Consider the following 18,816-nt stretch of genomic DNA (forward strand, 5'->3'; position numbering starts at 1 on the left):
ACGTCGGACGGCCGGTGGGAACGTCGGGCGGCCGGCCCCGGGGTCAATCCGCCGCTTCGGCCTCCCCGGCATAGGGGCGCAGATTGCGGATCAGACGCTGTTCGCCGATCCGGACTCCCCACTCATAGAGCGCTTTGCGCATGCGGCCCAGTTCGTCGGCATAGCGCCGGTCGACGGCCAGATTAACCATCTCGCCCGGATCCTGCTGCAGATCGTACAACGCCTCGCGGTTGCGGCCCCACTGGTAGAGGACATATTTGTAACGCGCTCCGACAAGGCTCCAGCCCCGCATGCCGACCCCCGAGAGCAGCGTCTCGACAAAGACGTCGTCGTGGAGCGTCGCCGAACGCCCCTCGGCCACCGGGCGCAGACTCCGGCCCCGGTAGCGTTCGGGGTCCAGCTCCACACCGGCATAGTCGCAAAGCGTGGCATAGAGGTCCAGCCCGACGTTCGACAGCGCCTCGCGGTTGACCACACCCCGCGGTCCGCATCCCTTCGGCGTCTTGACGATCAGCGGCACGTTGATGACCTCCTCCTGCAGGTTCCACTTCTGGTTCCAGCCGTGAGCCGCCACGCCGTCGCCGTGATCCGAGAGGAAGAGGATCAGCGCATCGTCGTAGAGTCCGCGACGCTTCAGCACCTCGACGATCCGCCCCACCTCGCGGTCGGCCCGCTCGACAAAGCGGTAGTAGGCATAGAGGTAGCGGCGCCAGTCATCCTCGGTGAAGGTGTAGGTATCGTGGTAGCGCGGCGAGGCCGTGCGTTCGAGCGTCAGCGCCTCGGCCGCATAGGTCGACGGGCGGAAATTGGCCGGCAGATTGGGACACTCCTCCGTCGCGAAGGGGGCCAGTTCGCCATACTGCAGCGTCTCGTGGCGGCCGTATTCGCAGATCTCGTGGGGATTGAGCAGCGAGGCCACCAGCAGAAGCGGGCGGCGGCCGTCATACCCGGCCAGCGCCTCGTCGCACGCCGCAGCCAGCATCGGGTCGCCCATCCGGGCAATGCGGCGGAAACCCGTCCCCGAATCGGGCAGGTTGACCTCCGGAACGTGCCACTTCCCGGCGTAGAGACACTCGTAGCCCGCCGCCGAGAGTCGATGGCCGATCCCCTCGCGCAGGGCCTCGGCCGAGGGGCGCACGCCGTTGTCGGTGGCCCCCGTCTCGAAGGGCATCCGCCCCGTGATGAGCGAGGCGCGGCAGGGTCCGCTCAGCGGATAGGGGCAATAGGCCCGGGTGAAGCGCACGCCGTCGGCCGCCAGCGCATCCATCGCCGGGGTCTCGACCCACGGATTGCCGGCACACGACAGCGCGCCGGCCGTCTGCTGGTCGGTCATGATGACGATGATATTCGGGCGGCGATCGGCCTCACGGGCCGGTTTGGGTTCGGGAGCCGGGGCGGCGGCAGCGTCGGCTGCGGAGGCCAGTGCGGCGAACGAGGCCGTCAACAGGGCGGGATTCACGAGGTTCATGGGCGGTTTCGGGTTATCGATTGGTCGGGTCGACCGGCATTGGCGGCGGCAGGCCGCATGCCGATCTTTCCGAATACAAAGTTAACGGAATCCCGCTTTCGCGGGCGCCGCGTTTGTTGCCAAAATCCCGAATCGTGTGCAAAAGCCTTTCGATTTTGTAGAATCCGATCTCACTTTTGTCCCAAAAGCACCCTCCATGGGGCTCCGCAGAGCCAGATTCGACAAATTCCGCATCCGATTGCACAAAACTGAAAGCGCTTTGCAGAATTTCCGCCGAGGTTTGCGAGATTCTGATAAACGAGCTCCGCACTTTGTCGTATCTTTGTTCTTGCGGCGAGCCGGTCTCCGATATCCGGACCGTGGCCCCAACCCCGACAACCGAAACCACGAAAACTGCCATACCCATGAAAAACCGCCAACTGCTCCTCCCGCTGCTGGGACTGCTCGCCCTGGGGACAAGCCTCCCCGCCGGAGCCCGCGCCGCCGAAGCTGTCCGGACCGCCGACACGACAGTCTTTGCGCTGCTGGACCTCTCGCGTCCGGGACTCGAACGCGTCGACAGCCTCCATGCCGCAGGCAATGACCCGGAAGCCGCCCGGGCCCTGCTCGCCTACTACCGTTCGCGCACGGGAGTCCGATGCCCCGAGGTCAACCTCGACTCGGTGACCATCTCCCCCGACGAGCAGCGCTGGGCCGACGAGGCTTTCGAACACCGCTTCTTCGTCCACACGGGCTACCAGCCCTCGTTCTTCTACGGCGACGACATCGACTGGCAGTACTGGCCCGTGCGCGACAACGAGCTCCGCTGGCAGCTGCACCGCATGAAATGGTGGGTCCCCATGGGCAAGGCCTACCGCCTCTCGGGCGACGAACGCTACGCCAAGGAATGGTGTGCGGAGTATCTCGACTGGATCCGCAAGAACCCCCTCGGGCCGTACGATGAAAGCTCGATCGGCGACTGGAACGAGGCCGACAACGTCTACTTCGCCTGGCGCCCCCTCGAGGTGAGCGACCGGCTGGAGTTCCAGATCCATCAGTTCCTCTACTTCCTGCCGGCCAAGGCCTTCGACGGCGAATTCCTGCTGCAGTTCCTCCGGAACTACCACCGTCACGCCCAGCATATCCTCGGCCACTTCTCCGCCTCGGGCAACCACCTGTTGTTCCAGGCCCAGCGGCTGCTCTTCGCCGGAGCCTTCTTCCCCGAATTCCGCGATGCCGCCCACTGGCGCTCGACCGGCGTCGGAATCCTCAACCGCGAGATCGAAAAGCAGGTCTACGACGACGGCATGCAGTACGAACTCGATCCGCACTACCACCTGGAGTCGATCAACATCTTCTTCAAGGCGCTGCGGATGATGGACGCCAACGGTTACCGCGGCGAATTCCCGGCCTCGTATCTGGCTACCGTCGAGCGGATGATCGACGTCCACCTCAACTGCCTCTATCCCGACTATACCACCCCGCTCTTCAGCGACAACCGCGAACAGGACAAGGCCCATCTGCTCGCCTCCTATGCCGAATGGCTCGAGGTCTTCCCCGACAACGACTTCATCCGCTACTGCGCCACCCGGGGTCGCCAGGGCGCCCGCCCCGACTACCTCTCGCGGGCCTTCCGCACCTCGGGATTCTACGTCCTGCGCAACGGCTGGGACACGGAGTCCACGGTGATGATCCTCAAGGCCGGTCCCCCGGCCTTCTGGCACTGCCAGCCCGACAACGGCACCTTTGAACTCTGGCACCGCGGCCGCAACTTCTTCCCCGATTCGGGCTGCTACGTCTACGCCGGCGACAAGGAGGTCAACGACCAGCGCGCCTGGTTCCGCCAGACCCGTGTGCACAACACCCTGACGCTCGACGGCCGCAACCTCGAGACGACCGACTCGAAATGCCTCCGCTGGGAGACGGACAGTCCGACCGACCGTCTCTCGGTCGAAAACCCCTCCTACGAGGGACTCACCCACCGCCGCACGGTGTGGTTCGTCGATCGGCGCTTCTTCGTCATCGAGGACCGCGCCGAAGGCCCGGCAGCCGGTCGCGTGATGCTCCACTGGAACCTGGCCGAGGGCAATCCCGCAGCCGACGCGGCGACGAGTACCGTGGCAACCCGCTACGACGACGGCAACAACCTGCTGATGAAGGTATTCGGAGCCGAAGAGTTGGAGCCGCAGGAGGGCTGGGTATCGTACCGCTACCGCGAACGCAGCCCGCGGCCGGCCTACGTCTTCACGCACGGAAAAAAGGCCGGTGAGACGGTGCGCATGGTCACCGTGCTGCTGCCCGTCACCGAAGCCGACGGCCACCGCATTGAACTCGCCGAACGCCGCAACGGCCTGCAGGTGAAGATCGACGGCCGGCGATACAAACTGAAATAACGGCGATACAAGCCGAAACAACACGAGACAACGATAACCGAAAACAGAAAAACCGACATGAAACGAATCCTGATGGCGCTGTGCGCCCTGTTGGCAATCGGCACGACGGCCCTGGCCGGCGAGGTTCCGACTCTCGGCGACGAAAAGTCGCTCTACGACCTGCTGGACCTCGACCGTCCCGAACTCAAGGCCGTGAAGAAGGCCGTCTCGAAGGGCAACTTCGAGGCTGCCGACAAGGAGCTGCTCAAGTACTACCGCACGCGCAAACCCGTCGCCCTGTTCGGGCTCGACCTCCAGAACGTCAAGGTCAGCAAACTCGAACAGCGCCAGGCCGACGAGGCCCTCGAACACAAGTTCTATGCCCACAAGGGCTATCAGCCGTCGTTCTTCTACGGCGACGATATCAACTGGCGATACTGGCCCGTCAAGGACAACGAACTCCGCTGGCAGCTCCACCGCCACTACTGGTTCATCCCGCTGGCCAAGTGCTACTACGTGACCCACGACAACCGTTACATCGACGCCTGGATCGACCAGTACACCGACTGGGTGAAGAAGAATCCGCTCGACGGCGTCGAACGGCTCCGGGCCGCCGGTGCCTCCGAAGAGGAGATCGCCGCCGAACGCGAGAACGTCCGCTTTGCGTGGCGTCCGATGGAGGCCGGACGACGGCTGCAGGATCTGCTCACCGAATTTGCCCTGACCATCCAGTCGCCGCGCTTCACGCCCCAGTTCCTGAACCTCTTCCTGCGCACCTACCGCCAACATGCCGACCATATCCTGAACAACTACTCCAAACAGGGCAACCACCTGCTCTTCGAGGCGCAGCGCATGTTGTTTGCCGGCATCTACTTCCCCGAATTCCGCGAGGCCGCCGAGTGGCGCCGCAGCGGCATCGAGATCCTCAACCGCGAAATCGGCGTGCAGGTCTACCCCGACGGCATGCAGTTCGAACTCGACTTCGGATACCACATCGCCGCCATCGACATCTTCCTCAAGGCGTTGGGCATGGCCCGTCAGAACGGATTCGAGGAGGAGTTCCCGGCCAGCTACACGGAGACCGTCCACCGGATGACCACCGTGACGTGGAACCTCCTCTTCCCCGACTACTCGAACCCGATGTTCGGCGACACGAAGAGCCACGACAAGGCCTCGCTGCTCAAGCAGTTCCGCAGCTGGAGCCGCGTCTTCGCCGACGACCGTCAGCTCGAATGGTTCGCCTGGGAGGGCAACCGCGGATCGCGTCCCGACTACACCTCGCAGGAGTTCCCGCAGTCGGGTTTCTACGTCCTGCGCACCGGCTGGGATCCGCAGGCCACCGTCACCGTCGTCAAGGCCGGCCCCCCGGCCTTCTGGCACAACCAACCCGACAACGGCACCTTCGACTACTGGCACCGCGGCCGCAACTTCTTCCCCGATTCGGGCAGCTACGTCTACGGAGGCGACAGCGCCGTGCTGGCCCAGCGCAACTGGTTCCGCCAGACCCGCGTCCACAACACCCTGACGCTCGACAACCGCAACCTCGAGGTCACCGATTCGAAGCGGCTTCTGTGGAAAACGTCGCCCGAGCAGACCGTGCTGGTGACCGAAAACCCCTCCTATGAGGGGCTCACCCACCGCCGGGCCTTCTTCGCCACGCAGGATGGCCTGCTCGTCATCGTCGACATGGCCCGCGGCGAAGCGGCCGGAACCGTCGGCGTGCACTTCAACCTCTGCCCCGGCGAGGTCTCCTTCGCCAAGGACGGAACGCTCCGCACGCTGTTCGACGACGCGAACAACATCCGCATCAAAAGCACGGGCTGCAAACCCCTTCGCATCCAGCAGGAGGAGGGTTGGGTATCGTCGGCCTACCGCAAGAAGGAGCAGCGCCCGGCCTATGTCGTCGAGATGGAGAAGGCGGCCGGCGAGGAGCTCTGGATGGTCACCGTCATCACGCCCGAAGACCAGGAGCGGAGCGGGTCGATCGCCATCGTCCCCGACCGCAGTTCGACGGCCGACCGCTTCCAGGTGGCCGTACGTGTCGGGGCCCGCACCTACGATTTCCGATACGAACTCTGACCCTCGGACCATGAAGACACACTGGATTGCAGGACTGCTGCTGGCCGCTTCACCGGCGGCAGCCCAAACCCCGGGACTGGAGTCCATTCCCGATCGGGTCAACGTTCAGGCCGATTCGGCCCGCATGGAGCAGGTGATCGACGGCCAGTGGGTCGCCGTCGGGATCCGCAAGGAGGGGACGCTGTGCCGCGACTTCACCCGTCCCTACGCCGGGAAACCCTCGTTCCGTTTCACACTCGGCGTGGAGGACAACACCCTCAAGGGGTATGCCCCGGGCGAGACGAAGGGTCGCTCGGAACTCTCCTACTGCTACGCTACGGCGGCCGATTTTGCCTCCCTGCCCCCCGAGGAGTACGTCGATGCCCAGAAGATGAAGACCGTCTACCACCACGGCAAGGGAATCTGTCCGCAGGGCTCCTCGTGGCGCTACACCTTCGCCGTCTACATCCCTTCGAAACTCGACAGCCAGGTCTCGACGATCTTCGCCCAATGGCACGGAATGCCCGACCGTACGCTCGTCACGGCACCCGACGGCCGCGTCATGAAGCTCCCCGTGCGGGAGTTCGTCGCCATGAGCGACACAACGGTCATCAGGAAGGAGAAGGTCTATCGCGCCGTCGCCTCGACCGACCGCCGGAGACGCCCCGTCATGCGCGCCGGAGAGCCCACGGGCTGGAAGGTCGAACAGGGAGGCTATCCCCCGCTGGCCTTCGGATTCTCCGGCGGGTGGTTCTACGTCAAGGCCAACTCCGACCGCCGCTGGTTCTCGGACAAGGACGACCGCTGCAACGCCAACCCCGCCAAAGCCGAGGTCATGCAGCCCGTCTGCTCGGAGTACAAGTGCTCGACGATCGCCTGCAAGATGCCCTTTGCGGAGTTTCCGAAGGATTGCTGGGTGGAGTTCACCGTCGAGATCGACTGGACGCGCTACGGCGGTGAGGCGGAGACGATCGTCTCACCCGGGCGTCTCGACATCGAGATGCGCTGCGACGGCCGCACGCGCAAACTGGTCGACAACCGCGAGATCCTCATCGGCCGCAACGACGAGGCCGGCTACTACTTCAAGTACGGCATCTACCGCGTGGCGGGCAGCACCGTTCCCGTGAGCTACAACCTTGCCGGATTCACCCAGCAGCCGCTCGACTGATCCCGCCGCCCGCGACCTGCACACCCCAAGCCCCGACTGTCCGACGTCGGGGCTTTTCTCATGCCCGGGAAGCAGCGCCCAGCCTCTAAACCGGTCCCACAATGCCGCCCCCGAGGCCAACCGGTGAAGCCCGGGATGAGGAGGTAGAAGGTGCGTCCGGCATCAGTAGGGAAACAGGTAACGCCGGGCGGAAACAGACCGGCCGGATGGAGGAGGGAAACGAGTTCTGCCGGAAGGAAACGGGTTCTGCCGGAAGGAAACGGGTTCGCCGGATGCCGTCAGGCACGAAAATCACAAAAAAATCCCGGTCGGAGTGATTCCGACCGGGATTTTCCGTTTCTCCTGAACGGACGGGCTATTCACCCCATCCGGGATTCTGCTTGCACTGCGTCATCAGATCCAGCTCCCGCTGCGGGATGGGCAGCAGTTCGTGGCGGCCCTCGATCGTAAAGCGGCCCACCGTGTAGTTCGCATTCGAGAACCAGTTGACCAGCTCCTGGGCCGTATTGCGGATCGTCTGATAGTAGATGCCCCAGCGGATCAGATCCTGCTTGCGATGACCCTCGAAGCAGAGCTCATAGGCACGCTCCTTGCGGATCGCCTCGCGCAGCGCCTCACGCGAAAGACCGTACGAAAGATCGTGGTCCGAATCCCCGAAACCGCGCCGACGTACCGCATTGACCGCATCCACCGCATCGACAATCGATCCGCCCGACTCGTTCAGCGCCTCGGCAAACAGCAGTAGCACGTCCGAATAACGGAGAATGTACCAGTTGATACACGACTTGTCGTTGTTGACCATGTAGTTGGCCGAGTTGACATACTTCTCCGTATCCCACTTGGCCGGCGTATAGAGCTGACGCTGCTTGTTGAGATTGTCCTCCGTCGGGTTGGTCACCGTCGAAATATAGGTGACGGGGCCGTCGCCCTTCGACGAATCGTACTTGTAGTCGGCAATCGACAGCGCCATGCGCGGGTCGTTGTGCGTCTCCCACTCGCGCGTGAAGGTGTAGACCACCTTCCAGTTGGCGGCATTGCGCCCGCGCTGCCCCTCGACCGCGTCGGCCACCACGCCGTTCCACTTGCCGATACGACCGGCCGTCTGGTCGCTGTCCAGACTCGTCGGCGAGTAGAACGATACCTCGATCAGACTCTCGCCCGCATCCCAGATGCCGTTGCACGTGTTGCTCCACACGGTCTTGTAGTCGGGAATCAGGCGGTGCTTGCCCGACTCGATCACCTGACGCGCCACCTTCGCCGCCTCGGCCCACTTCGACTCGTCACGCACCGGATAGCCGGCCCACGTGCAGTAGACCTTCGCCAGCAGGCCCAGCGCCGCACCCTTCGACATGCGGTAGGCGTTCGACGAGCGTTTCGTGTCGTCGACGGCCCACGGCAGAACCTCGGCCGCATACTTCAGATCCGACTCGATGAAGGCGTAGACATCCTTCGGATCGGCCTGCACGTACTCCGTGGCCGGCAGACTCGACTGCTCCGTCGAGGTGATCAGCACGATGTTCCCGTACCAGCGCACCAGCTCGAAATAGAACAGTGCCCGCAGCGCATGCGCCTCGCCCAGGTAGATGGTCGCCAGCTCGCGGTTGGACGAGCTCCACGAACCCATGCGCGCCGAAACGGTCTCGATGAAGTCGTTGGCCTCGTAGATCGACGAGTAGAGTTTCTGCCACGTCTGCATGATCTGCGACGTGGAGGGGTTGTGCGAATTGGTCGGGATCTCGCGGAACGACGTCGTCGCACTGCCCTCGCACTGCGCGATGTCCGACGATATGGTGAACAGCAGCGACAGATGGTACGAATACATGTACTCGTTGGCCAGATCCTTGTAGATACCCATCAGCACCGTCTCGGCCTCCTCGGCATTGTTCACGTAGTTGTTCTTGCCGACCTCCACGTACGACTCCTCCTCCAGCAGATCGGAGCACGACGCCGCAAACATCAGGCCCAGGGCCGACAAACCGTATATTAAGATCTTTTTCATAGTTCGTTTGCTTTTTAGAAGGACAGGTCAAGACCCATCGTATATACTTTGCTGCGCGGATAGGCGCCCCAGTCGAACGACGGCGTCATCGGGTTCGAGGCCCGCATGTTCACCTCCGGATCGTAGCCCGAGTAGCCCGTCACCACGAAGAGGTTCTGCGCCGTGAAGTAGATGCGCAGCTTCGAGACGTAGAACTTCCGCGTCCAGTGCTGCGGCAGCGTGTACCCCACCGTGAGGTTCTTCAGTCGCAGGAACGATCCGTCCTCGACAAAGCGCGAGTAGAGCTCGTTCTTCACGTAGCCGTCCCAGCGCGGAACGCTGTTCGAGGCGTTGGTCGCCGTCCAGCGGTCGGCCACCTCGGCCATCATGTTCGAACGCTGGTCCTGCGTCTGCGAGGCGTACATGCGCGTGGCGTTGTAGACGTCGTTGCCGTAGTTGAACTGGAACATGAAGCTCAGGTCGATGCCCTTGTAGGAGAAGGTGTTGGTGATACCTCCGTACCACTTCGGCGTACCGTTGCCGATCACCGTGCGGTCGTTCGTCGTGATCTTGCCGTCGCCGTCCACATCCTTGTACTTCACCACGCCGGGGCCGAACGTGCCGCTCGTGTAGTGCTCCGACATGTCGGGCACGCCCGCACGCAGGCGCGTCTCACCCGTGGCGGCGTCCACCTCGAAATCCGACGACTGGTAGACCCCGTCGAAGACATAACCGTAGATCAGACCCAGCGACTGACCCACCTGCGCCATGTAGTCGTAACCCGTGTAGTCGCTGTTCCAGCTGGCGGCCGTGTACATCGTCCGGGCGCCGTCGGCCAGCGCACGCAGCTCGTTGCGGATGAACGAGATGTTGAAGTCCGTCGTCCAGCGGAAGCCGCTCTTCGAGGCGATGTTCGTCGAGTTGATCGCCAGCTCGAGACCCTTGTTGCGGATCTTGCCCACGTTCTGCCACTGCGACCCGAAGCCCGAAACATAGGCCTTGTTGGCCGCCATCAGCAGATCCTTCGTATCCTTGAGGAAGAGGTCGGCCGTGATGTTCAGCCGGTTGCGGAACAGACCCAGATCCAGACCGATGTTCGTACTCTGCGAAGCCTCCCACTTGAGATCCTCGTTGGGCAGCTGCTTGGGCGAGAGCACCGTGATGAGGCTGTTGCCGTAGCCGTACTTGTTCTGCGTGTAGAGCGTCAGCGAGAGGTAGTTCGTGATGCGGTCGTTACCCACGACGCCCCAGCCGGCTCGCAGCTTGAGGTTCGAAATCACCTCCTGCTTCTTCATGAAGGGCTCCTCCGAGATGCGCCATGCCGCCGAGAACGACGGGAAGTAACCCCACTTGTTGTTCTTCGAGAAGACCGTCGAACCGTCGGCTCGGATCGTCGCCGTGAACAGATAGCGGTCCTTGTAGCTGTAGTTGCCGCGCGCGAAGAACGACACCAGCAGGTTGTCCGACCGCGACGAGGTCACCTGGCTCGGCGTGGCGCCCAGACCGAGGTTGTCGTTGCCCAGGTTGTCGAACGGAAAGTCGGTCGCCTGTCCCTTCAGATACTCCGTTCCGCGGAACGAAGTCTCCTGACCCAGCATCACGTCGAAGGCGTGGCCGTTCTTCTGCTTATATTTGTAGGTCAGGTAGTTGAAGTTCGTCCAGCGCACGTCGCGCGTCATCTGCGTCGAGCCGTAGGGGGTCTGGCCGTTGCGGTAGGCCTCCTTCGATCCGTCGTAGTAGAACTGGTAGTTGCGCGTGTTGGTCGTGTTGTACGATCCGGCCATGCGGAAGCTCCACCCCTTGCCGAAGTTGAAGTTCAGCGCCAGGTTGCCGCCCCACATCTCCGCCTTCTTGGTGTTGGTCACCGACTCGGCCTGCTTGATGGGGTTCACCTGCGAGAGCGACTCCGACGACTCGAGCTCCAGCGGGTCGATCGCCGAATTGAGCAGCTCCTCGTCGGTCATCCGCAGACCGCCCGTCGGGCGGGCCCGCAGAATCTGACCCAGCATGTTGAAACGGCCGTTGTCGCCCGACGTTCCCATACCGCGCTTGTCCGTAAAGGCGTAGTTGACCGTGGCGTCGATCGAGAGCAGCTTCGAGATCTTGTGGTTCACGCGCATCTTGGCCGTGATCTTGTTGAAGGCACTGTTCTTGAAGATACCGTTCTCGAGGAAGTCCGAGAACGAGAAGGCATACTTCGTCTTGTCCGAACCGCCCGACACCGAGACATTGTGATCCTGCGACCACGTGGGCTGGAAGGTCTCGCCCTGCCAGTCGATGCCCGCTACGCCGATGTAGTCGTCCAGCGTCTGGTAACGATAGGGAACCCCGTTGTCGTCGTTGCCCGACTTGTAGTAGGTGTCGCCGAACTTGTCGGGCCACGCCTCGGTCTGCAGCCGCACGAACTCGTAGGGCGTCAGCAGATCGAGCGTCCGCGAGATGTCGCGGTAGCTGGCCGATCCGTTGTAGGTCACCACCGGACGTCCCACCTTGCCCGACTTGGTCGTCACCATCACCACGCCGTTCGCGGCGCGCGATCCGTAGATGGCCGACGACGAGGCATCCTTCAGCACCTCGATCGAGGCGATGTCCGAGTTCGAGAGGTAGTCGATGTTGTCGACCTGGAAGCCGTCGACGATGTAGAGCGGCGTCGTCTCACCGTTCACCGAGCCGATACCGCGGATCTTGATGTCGAAGCCCGCACCCGGCGTACCGTCCGTCGCCGTAATCTGCACACCGGCAATCTGGCCGCCCAGCGCCTCCATGACCGATCCCGACTTGAAGCCCTCGACATCCTTGGCCGAGACCGAGGCGATGGCTCCCGTCAGGTCGCTGCGCTTCTGGGCGCCGTAACCCACCACGACCACCTCGTCCATCACGTTGGTTTCGGGTTCGAGTTTGACGTCGATGACCGTCTGCGTGTTCACGGTCACCTCCTGCTGCTTGTAGCCCAGGTAGGAGAAGACCAGCACGGCTCCCTTCTTCACCGAGAGCGTGTAGGTGCCCTTCAGGTCCGTCGAGACGCCCTGCGTCGTGCCCTTCACCACGACGTTGGCTCCGATGGCCGGCTGGTTGTTCTCGTCGGTCACCTTGCCCGTTATCTTGTTCTGGGCCGTGGCCGCGAAGACCACCGTCAGGGCCAGGAGGGTCAATACCCCCCGCAGCCCGAATGCCCGGTTCAATATATGTTTCATAGGTTTCATTCCGTTAGGTTAAAATTTCTCGTCGAACCAGATCCAGATCGGGAAGACCTGCGAACCGTTGCTCACATTGCCCGAATTGCCGTCCGTGACGAAGGTCATCTGACCGATCATCGCTCCGTTGGCGGCCACACCGTTGCCATCGACCCACTTGTTCGGGTTGACAACCAGCGCCTTCGTCGTGGGATCGACGTAGCACAGCGCCGAGCTCAACCGCGACGAGTTCGAATAGTAGGAGACGGGATCCTTCGAGCCCGTGTTGACCGTGGCGCTGCCGATGCTCGTGTAGTAGGAACTCCAGACGATGTTCATGAGCGACCCTGCCACCGAAGGCTGTCCGTCGGTGTGCGGACCGGCAATGTTGTAATAGTTGAACGTACGACGGTAGTCGATCGCAAAGAGCGACGGATCGACGCCCTCGACGGTCGGCGCAGCCGACGTGCCGCCCGTGCGCGGGTTCACCTGGAAGACGAACGGCGTATAGTGGATCGTCACGCCGCTCACGGCCTGGATGAACGAGAAGAAGACCGGAACCGTCACCGAGGTCTCGCCGACCTGGCCCTTGCCGGCCGTCGCCGTCACCAGAATCAGACCGCCGTTGCCGGCCTTGAAGCCCTTGGGCGAGATGACGCCCGTCTGCGAGTCGATGAGCGTGCCCGAGCACTGATGCTTGATCGCGATCGACCACGTCAGCTGCGTACCCGGTTTGGCATCGGTCGTCGGGGTGAGCTGCAGCGACGTCAGATCGCCCGACGTCGGGCAGCGGAACTGGCTGGCGTAGTTCTCCGCCGGCGTCAGACCCAGATTATTGCCGTAGCTGATCGTCGTGAAGTAGTAGGGATTCTCGCCCACGGTCAGTCGGAGCGTGGTCTCGGCCTGACCCTTCAGGTTGGAGGCCACCACCGGAATCTCATAATCGCCCAGCGGAATCGAATGGCCCTTGGCGGCCGAAACAGCACCCGTTGCCTGGTCAATCGTCAACTGGCCCTCGACGGCTGCCGGCAGCGTTCCGAAGGCGAAGACCGCCTCGTCACCGACAAAGCCGCTGCGCTTCTCGGCCTTGAATTCGCCGCCCTGGATCGCCTCAACGGGATCGTAGGCAAAGCTCGACGCGTCGATGGGTTCAATGTAGTCGACAACCGTCAGCGTGTAGGCGCCGTCGAAATCCGTCGACCCGAAGCTGTTGGTCACCGTCAGGTCCAGCGTGTAGACCGCACCAACCTGCAGGTCGTTGCCCTCGTCGACCGAAATGACACCCGTCGCCGGATCGATCTTGATCAGATCCGTCTCCGGACTCCCCTCGCCCGGGCGGACCTGGCGGATGGCCCATGCCACCTCGTCGGGCGAACCCTTCAGCGTCGGCGTCGTGCCGAGGAAGGACAACCCGGCCTCAATGCGGCCGGACGACGTGGGATAGCTCACCGAAAGCGGTTCGCTCGTGATGCGGCCCGTCAGCAGGCCCTCGTAGGTCATCTCGCCGGCATAGGTCTTCACCGTGATCGGCAACGGGTAGTTGCCCGGCATCACTTCGCCCTTGAAGTCGGCGTTGAGCGTCACCTCACCAGCCAGCGAGATCGCGAAGTACTCCGCGCCCTCGGGCTGGACCAGACTGTAGCTCTGGATCGATACGGATTCACCCACGGGCGTCACCGTCACCTTGGCCTCGCTGGTCTCCAGTTCAGCATAGGGAATCTCCAGCGTCGGGGAGCTGAGCTCCAGCGCCTCGGGCGTGGCCGGCGACATGTGTACCGTGAAGATATCCTTGAACGTATGGCGGACGCCGCCCGAAAGGCACGAAACGGTCAGTTTGTAGACCCCCGGCTCGAGATTCTCCGTATGGGTGATCGAGACCACACCCGTCGTCGAGTTGATCGCGAAGCTCTCGCTCGTGATCACCGCATCATTGAGGGTGATGGCCGTGATGGCAAACTCCGACGGCGTGGGGCCGTACCACGTCGGCGCATCCGAATTGAAGAGCATCGAAGGACCGATGTCGACGATCGACGCATAGTAGAGATCCAGACCGCCGTCCGACGTCTCATCCTCTCCGCAGGCCGTAAAGGCCGCCGCACCCAACAGTCCGAGCACGGCAAGACAGATATTTCGAAACAGTGATTTCATATTCGTTTTGCAGTTTTAGGTTTACAGCGTATACGACAGGTTGTAGGTCTTGCCGTCGATGCGAACCGAGATCGAGGCCCCCGAGGCCGACCATTCGCCCAGGTCGCTCTCGAAGCCCTTCATGGCCGTGGCATCCGTCGTCGGATAGAGCACCGTCACGTAACGAACCGCCTCGTCCGAAGCGCTCTTCGTCACGTTGAGCTGATAGGCCTTGCGAGCGGTCTCCTTGTAGGTGGAGGTCACGACGTTGTAGGCCACGAAGCCCTGCTTCTCGGCGAAGGTCATCGTCTTGTCCGAAACGCTCCGCACGTAGAGGTTGTTGCCGTCGCCGAAGGCCGTGTGGAAACCACCCTCCGACGAATCGAGCACCACCTGCGAATCGTCGCCCAGCGTCACGTTGAAATTCAGGTTGACCGTACCCTCGGCCGAACCGTAGCCCTCGTCGAGGATCACGTAGAACTTGTTGTCGACCAGGAAGATCGAGCGCCGGTGGGTCAGCCCCGTGTACGAGGGGTTCTCCAGCACCAGCACCTCGTAGGCATACGACGAGGTCGATTTCGACTCCTGCTTGAGCATGCGGCCGTCGCTCGCCACATTCTTACCGTCGAGCGTCAGCGTATTGTGAGCCGTTGTGGCGCCATAGCGCGAACGGATGGCGTTCGTCTCCGACGATCCGCCGTAGGAACCGGCGCCCGAATCGGGGAAGAAATTGCGACCCTTGGCCCAGAGTTCGAAGGTGTTGTTGTCCGACTGGCGGTGCCACTGCTCCGAGGGGCCGTCGGGCGTGTTCTGCAGCACCATCATCAGGTCCTGCATCGTCCAGCCCGTACGCATCACGTAGTAGCCGCCGTCGGGGAACGTCACGACATTCGTCGTGGGTTGCGTTCCCTGCGCCCCCTCGGTGGCCAGCCAGGCCAGCCCGGCATTATCGGGGAAGAGCGTCATGTAGTTCTTCAGGTTGCGCGTCAGCACGCTCTTGGTCCACGACGCGGCCCGCGTATCGGCCATGTTGGGCACCGAATAGTCCGGGTAGATCATGTTCATCACCACGTCGGTCATCTTGCGCATCGACGCCACGAAATTCGACGGGAAGTAGCTCTCACCGCCGTTGAGCTGCGCCACGAGCAGCGACGAACGGAAATCCTCGATGCCCGAAATGTGGTACGAAAGGTCGCCGTCCTTGAGCCAGCCGTCGTTGAAATACTGCGCCGTGACCTGCTGTCCAAGCACGCCCGGACCGTTCGTCCGCCACGTTGTGGCATTCTTCAGCTCGGGGAAGAGCATGCCCGCGAAGGTCACCGCCTGGGCCTGCGTGATCAGATGGTTCGACGTCGTGGAGTAGTTCTTCATGATATGGTTCACCTGCTCGTCGAGGTGCTTGAGCACGGTCGAAAGCCACTCGGCCGTCACGGTCTCCGAATTCTGGTAGTACTCCAGCAGCCCGCACTGGTCGATCACCCGCGCCGCAACGTCCAGCGGTCGCCACGACCACCCCGCATTGCGATACTCCGCAGGCAGATTCTCGGGATAGACCGTATAGTCGAGATCCACGTCGGGTTTGGGATTCTGACGCAGCCAGTCGCCGTAGACCTCCATCCAGTTCGCCACGTAACGCTCATCGTGCGTCGCATTGTAGGCCTTGCCCTGCAGGATCATCCACTGGTGGCGGTGCAGCTGGTAGCGGTGCTCCTGCTCCTTCGTGGGCCAAATCGTCCAGTCGATGCCCGTCCCCTCCCCATTCATGTAGGAATAGGGGACGTTCGAACCGGCCGACGCATCGAAATAGTTCTTCACATAGAAGCGGTAGCCGTTTTCACGGAAGGCGTAGTCGGCCCACGACTTCTCGTTATCCGTAGCCTCGTCGCTCTCGATCTTCACGTTGGGGTTCAGGCCGTGGGTGCGCGTACGGTAGTAGTTGAGCAGCTCCTGCAGGGCCAGACGGTAGTCTCCGGCGGCATAGGCTGCCGAAACCTTCGACAATCCGCCGTACGAAAGATCCAGCAGATTGAGAACCGAAATGTCGACGCCGTCGTACATCGCCTGCGAACCGCTCTCGACCCACTCGGCCGCCTGCTTCATCTCGGGGAAGATCGTACCGGCCCGCCATACGGCATAGGACTCCTGGGCCAGTTCCTCCCCGTTCTCCGAGTAGTGGTTCATCACGTGGTCGGCCTGCTCGACCAGATTCGACAGGTAGGAGGAGAGCATCTGCGGCGTGAAGGCGGTCGACTGCATGAAATAATAGATCAGGTCGCACTGATCGGCCAGACGGTACGACACGTCGATCGGACGCCAGGCGTAGAGTGCCTCACGCACCTCCTCGGGCTGGCTCGAAGGATCGGCATTGAAATCGTAGTCGCCATCCGGAAGCGGGAAGGTCTCCAGCCAGCTCTCGTAGACCGACATCCACGACGTGACGTAGTTTTCGTCGAGCGTCGTGCGGTAGGCCTTGCCCTGCGGGATCATCCATTGCAGGCGGTGCAGGCGGAAACGCTCCTCGGTCTCGGCCGTTGCGCGTTTGGTCCAGTCGAGTTTGCTGCCCGTCTGGTAGGAGTAGGGACGGTCGCCGTCGGCATAGCCGTCGACCCAGAAGCGATAGCCGTCCTGCGCATCTCCCGTGACGGGAAGCGCCCAGTCGGCCCGGGCCTGCTCCTCGGCCGTGATCGACGGCGCAATCAGGTTGACGTTGGCATTGACCTGCGTCCGCGTACGGAAATAGTTCAGCAGGGCCTGCGCAGCCAGATAGTACTGATCCGACTCGTAGTAGGCCTTCACGGAGGCCAGTTCCGGAAGATCCAGATTCAACGCCTCGAAAACGCGTGCATCAATCACGCTGTTGCCGGGAATCGTCGAATCGGTCGTCTCCGAACCGCTGCCGTCATCGGTGCCCCGGATTTCGTCGCCCAGACACCCCGTCAGGAGGGCCGTCGAGATCACGAGACCATACAGCGAGATCTTCGTAAAGATTCGTTTCATAGATTATTGGTTTTAGGGTTTTTACGCTTTAAAGCTCCCGGGGCGACACTCCCCGCAGCGACAGATAGCGGCCGATGGCCTCCAGATAGTAGTAGTCCGCATAGTTGAGCGGCGTGTCGATCTCGCTGTGGGCCGGCAGGTGGCCGACGCTGTGGCGGAGGATAAAGCCGCCGTTGGTCCCCTTCTCGGCCAGGTAGGCATCCGACGAGAGGCTCATCAGCATCCGCTCGGCACGTCCGAAGTAGCTGCGCCCCTCCTCCTCGGGAACCAGCGTCGAGAGTTCGAAGAGCGCCGAGGCGATCACCGCCGCAGCCGACGCATCGCGCGGTGCATCGGGAATATCCGGGGCATCGTAGTCCCAATAGGGAATCAGGTCGGCCGGCGTACGGGGATGGTTCATGATGAACGAGGCGATCCGACGGGCGTGGTCCAGATACTTCGCGTCGCCCGTCTCGCGGTAGCACATCGTATAGCCGTAGAGGCCCCACCCCTGGCCGCGGGCCCAGGCCGACGAATCGGAGTAGCCCTGGAACGTACCGCGGCTCTCGACCGTGCCGTCGTCGTTGTAGCTCACCACGTGGTACGAACTGCCGTCCTCGCGGAAGTGATTCTGCATCGTAAGGTCGGCATGGCGGACAGCCACGTCGCGGTATTTCGGATCGCCCGTGTGCTTCGAGGCCCAGAAGAGCATCTCGAGATTCATCATGTTGTCGATGATCACCGGGTAGTTCCACTCGCCGAAGTCCCACGAGCGGATCAGACCGACGGTCGAGTCGCAGCGCGAAACGAGGCTGTTGGCCGCCTCGACAATCACCTCGGCCGAATGGGCGTCGTGAAGCGTCTGCTGTTGCTGTCCGTAGCTGCAGAAGACCATGAAGCCCAGATCGTGGGTTCCCTTATAATATTGTATGCCCTCGAGCCGTGCGGTGAATTTCTCAGCCTCGGCGCGCAGATGTTCGTCGCCTGTCAGACGGTAGGCTTCCCACAGCGTCCCGGGATAGAAACCGCTGGTCCAGTCCTTGGCGTCCACGGCCTTGAATTTCGGCATCAGCGAGCGCGGAAATCCCGGCAGTGAATCAAACTCCGCCGACGAAAGTTCGAGTTGCGAACGGGCCACGTCGATGGCATGCTTCACGCTCTCGAGTTTGGGATCGGGACCCGCACCGCAGGAGCCCAGCACTAACAGGGAAAAAAGTCCCGGAATCAGGAGGAGGTTTTTTCTCATGAATGGTTCAGGTTTTTGTGTTCAGGGTATTTTCGGTATACAAAAGTACCGATAAGCCTCCGGAGAGACCCCGAGAATTGAAGAATTGATTTTCAAAACCGCTCAAATAACCTTCGATTTTGTCCAGTACGATATTGATTTTGTCCAAAAAGGCCCTGGAGGCCCTTCCCACGCAGATTCGGATATTGGACAATTTCAAGGTTGCGCCGCACCCGGGGGACACCGCCGGGGCCGGAGGCCGGAGGTTGCAACGCCCCGAAGTCTCCGTTCC

At 62.3% G+C, this 18,816-nt stretch carries 9 protein-coding genes; 3 read left to right on the forward strand and 6 right to left on the reverse strand.

Features of this window, described 5'->3' with window-relative positions:
* Positions 1 to 43: 43 nt before the first annotated feature.
* Entirely contained in the window at positions 44 to 1,468 is a 1,425-nt protein-coding gene (locus B5G09_RS03660; RefSeq protein WP_087404065.1) for a sulfatase-like hydrolase/transferase, read from the reverse strand.
* A gap of 404 nt (positions 1,469 to 1,872) precedes the next feature.
* On the opposite strand from B5G09_RS03660, the gene hepC (B5G09_RS03665) reads away from it, so the two are divergent.
* The 3 genes from hepC (B5G09_RS03665) to B5G09_RS03675 are packed head-to-tail and all read left to right on the forward strand — an operon-like array spanning position 1,873 to position 7,045.
* Complete coding sequence (hepC, locus tag B5G09_RS03665) at positions 1,873 to 3,840, forward strand: heparin-sulfate lyase HepC (protein WP_087404066.1); 1,968 nt, start codon at positions 1,873 to 1,875, stop codon at positions 3,838 to 3,840.
* 57 nt (positions 3,841 to 3,897) lie between these two features.
* The gene (gene hepC, locus B5G09_RS03670; RefSeq protein ID WP_087404067.1) at positions 3,898 to 5,898 is read left to right on the forward strand and encodes a heparin-sulfate lyase HepC; all 2,001 of its coding nucleotides are present in this window, start codon (positions 3,898 to 3,900) and stop codon (positions 5,896 to 5,898) included.
* Positions 5,899 to 5,908: 10 nt separating this feature from the next.
* The gene (locus B5G09_RS03675; RefSeq protein WP_087404068.1) at positions 5,909 to 7,045 is read left to right on the forward strand and encodes a heparin lyase I family protein; all 1,137 of its coding nucleotides are present in this window, start codon (positions 5,909 to 5,911) and stop codon (positions 7,043 to 7,045) included.
* 355 nt (positions 7,046 to 7,400) lie between these two features.
* Here B5G09_RS03675 and B5G09_RS03680 read toward each other — a convergent pair whose 3' ends face one another.
* The 5 genes from B5G09_RS03680 to B5G09_RS03700 are packed head-to-tail and all read right to left on the reverse strand — an operon-like array spanning position 7,401 to position 18,545.
* Entirely contained in the window at positions 7,401 to 9,044 is a 1,644-nt protein-coding gene (locus tag B5G09_RS03680) for a RagB/SusD family nutrient uptake outer membrane protein (protein WP_087404069.1), read from the reverse strand.
* Positions 9,045 to 9,058: 14 nt separating this feature from the next.
* Positions 9,059 to 12,217, reverse strand: a complete 3,159-nt coding sequence (locus tag B5G09_RS03685) for a TonB-dependent receptor (RefSeq protein WP_087404070.1) — start codon at positions 12,215 to 12,217, stop codon at positions 9,059 to 9,061.
* Between the two features lie 18 nt (positions 12,218 to 12,235).
* The gene (locus B5G09_RS03690) at positions 12,236 to 14,344 is read right to left on the reverse strand and encodes a surface glycan-binding family protein (RefSeq protein ID WP_087404071.1); all 2,109 of its coding nucleotides are present in this window, start codon (positions 14,342 to 14,344) and stop codon (positions 12,236 to 12,238) included.
* Between the two features lie 21 nt (positions 14,345 to 14,365).
* Positions 14,366 to 17,320, reverse strand: coding sequence for a heparin-sulfate lyase HepC (gene hepC, locus B5G09_RS03695; RefSeq protein WP_087404072.1), 2,955 nt, complete (start codon positions 17,318 to 17,320; stop codon positions 14,366 to 14,368).
* A gap of 28 nt (positions 17,321 to 17,348) precedes the next feature.
* Positions 17,349 to 18,545 carry a glycoside hydrolase family 88 protein gene (locus tag B5G09_RS03700; protein WP_087404073.1) on the reverse strand — a complete coding sequence of 399 codons (1,197 nt, stop codon included), beginning with the start codon at positions 18,543 to 18,545 and terminating at the stop codon, positions 17,349 to 17,351.
* Between the last annotated feature and the right edge of the window lie 271 nt (positions 18,546 to 18,816).

The organism is Alistipes sp. An54 (assembly GCF_002159375.1).
GTDB classification, from domain to species: domain Bacteria; phylum Bacteroidota; class Bacteroidia; order Bacteroidales; family Rikenellaceae; genus Alistipes; species Alistipes megaguti.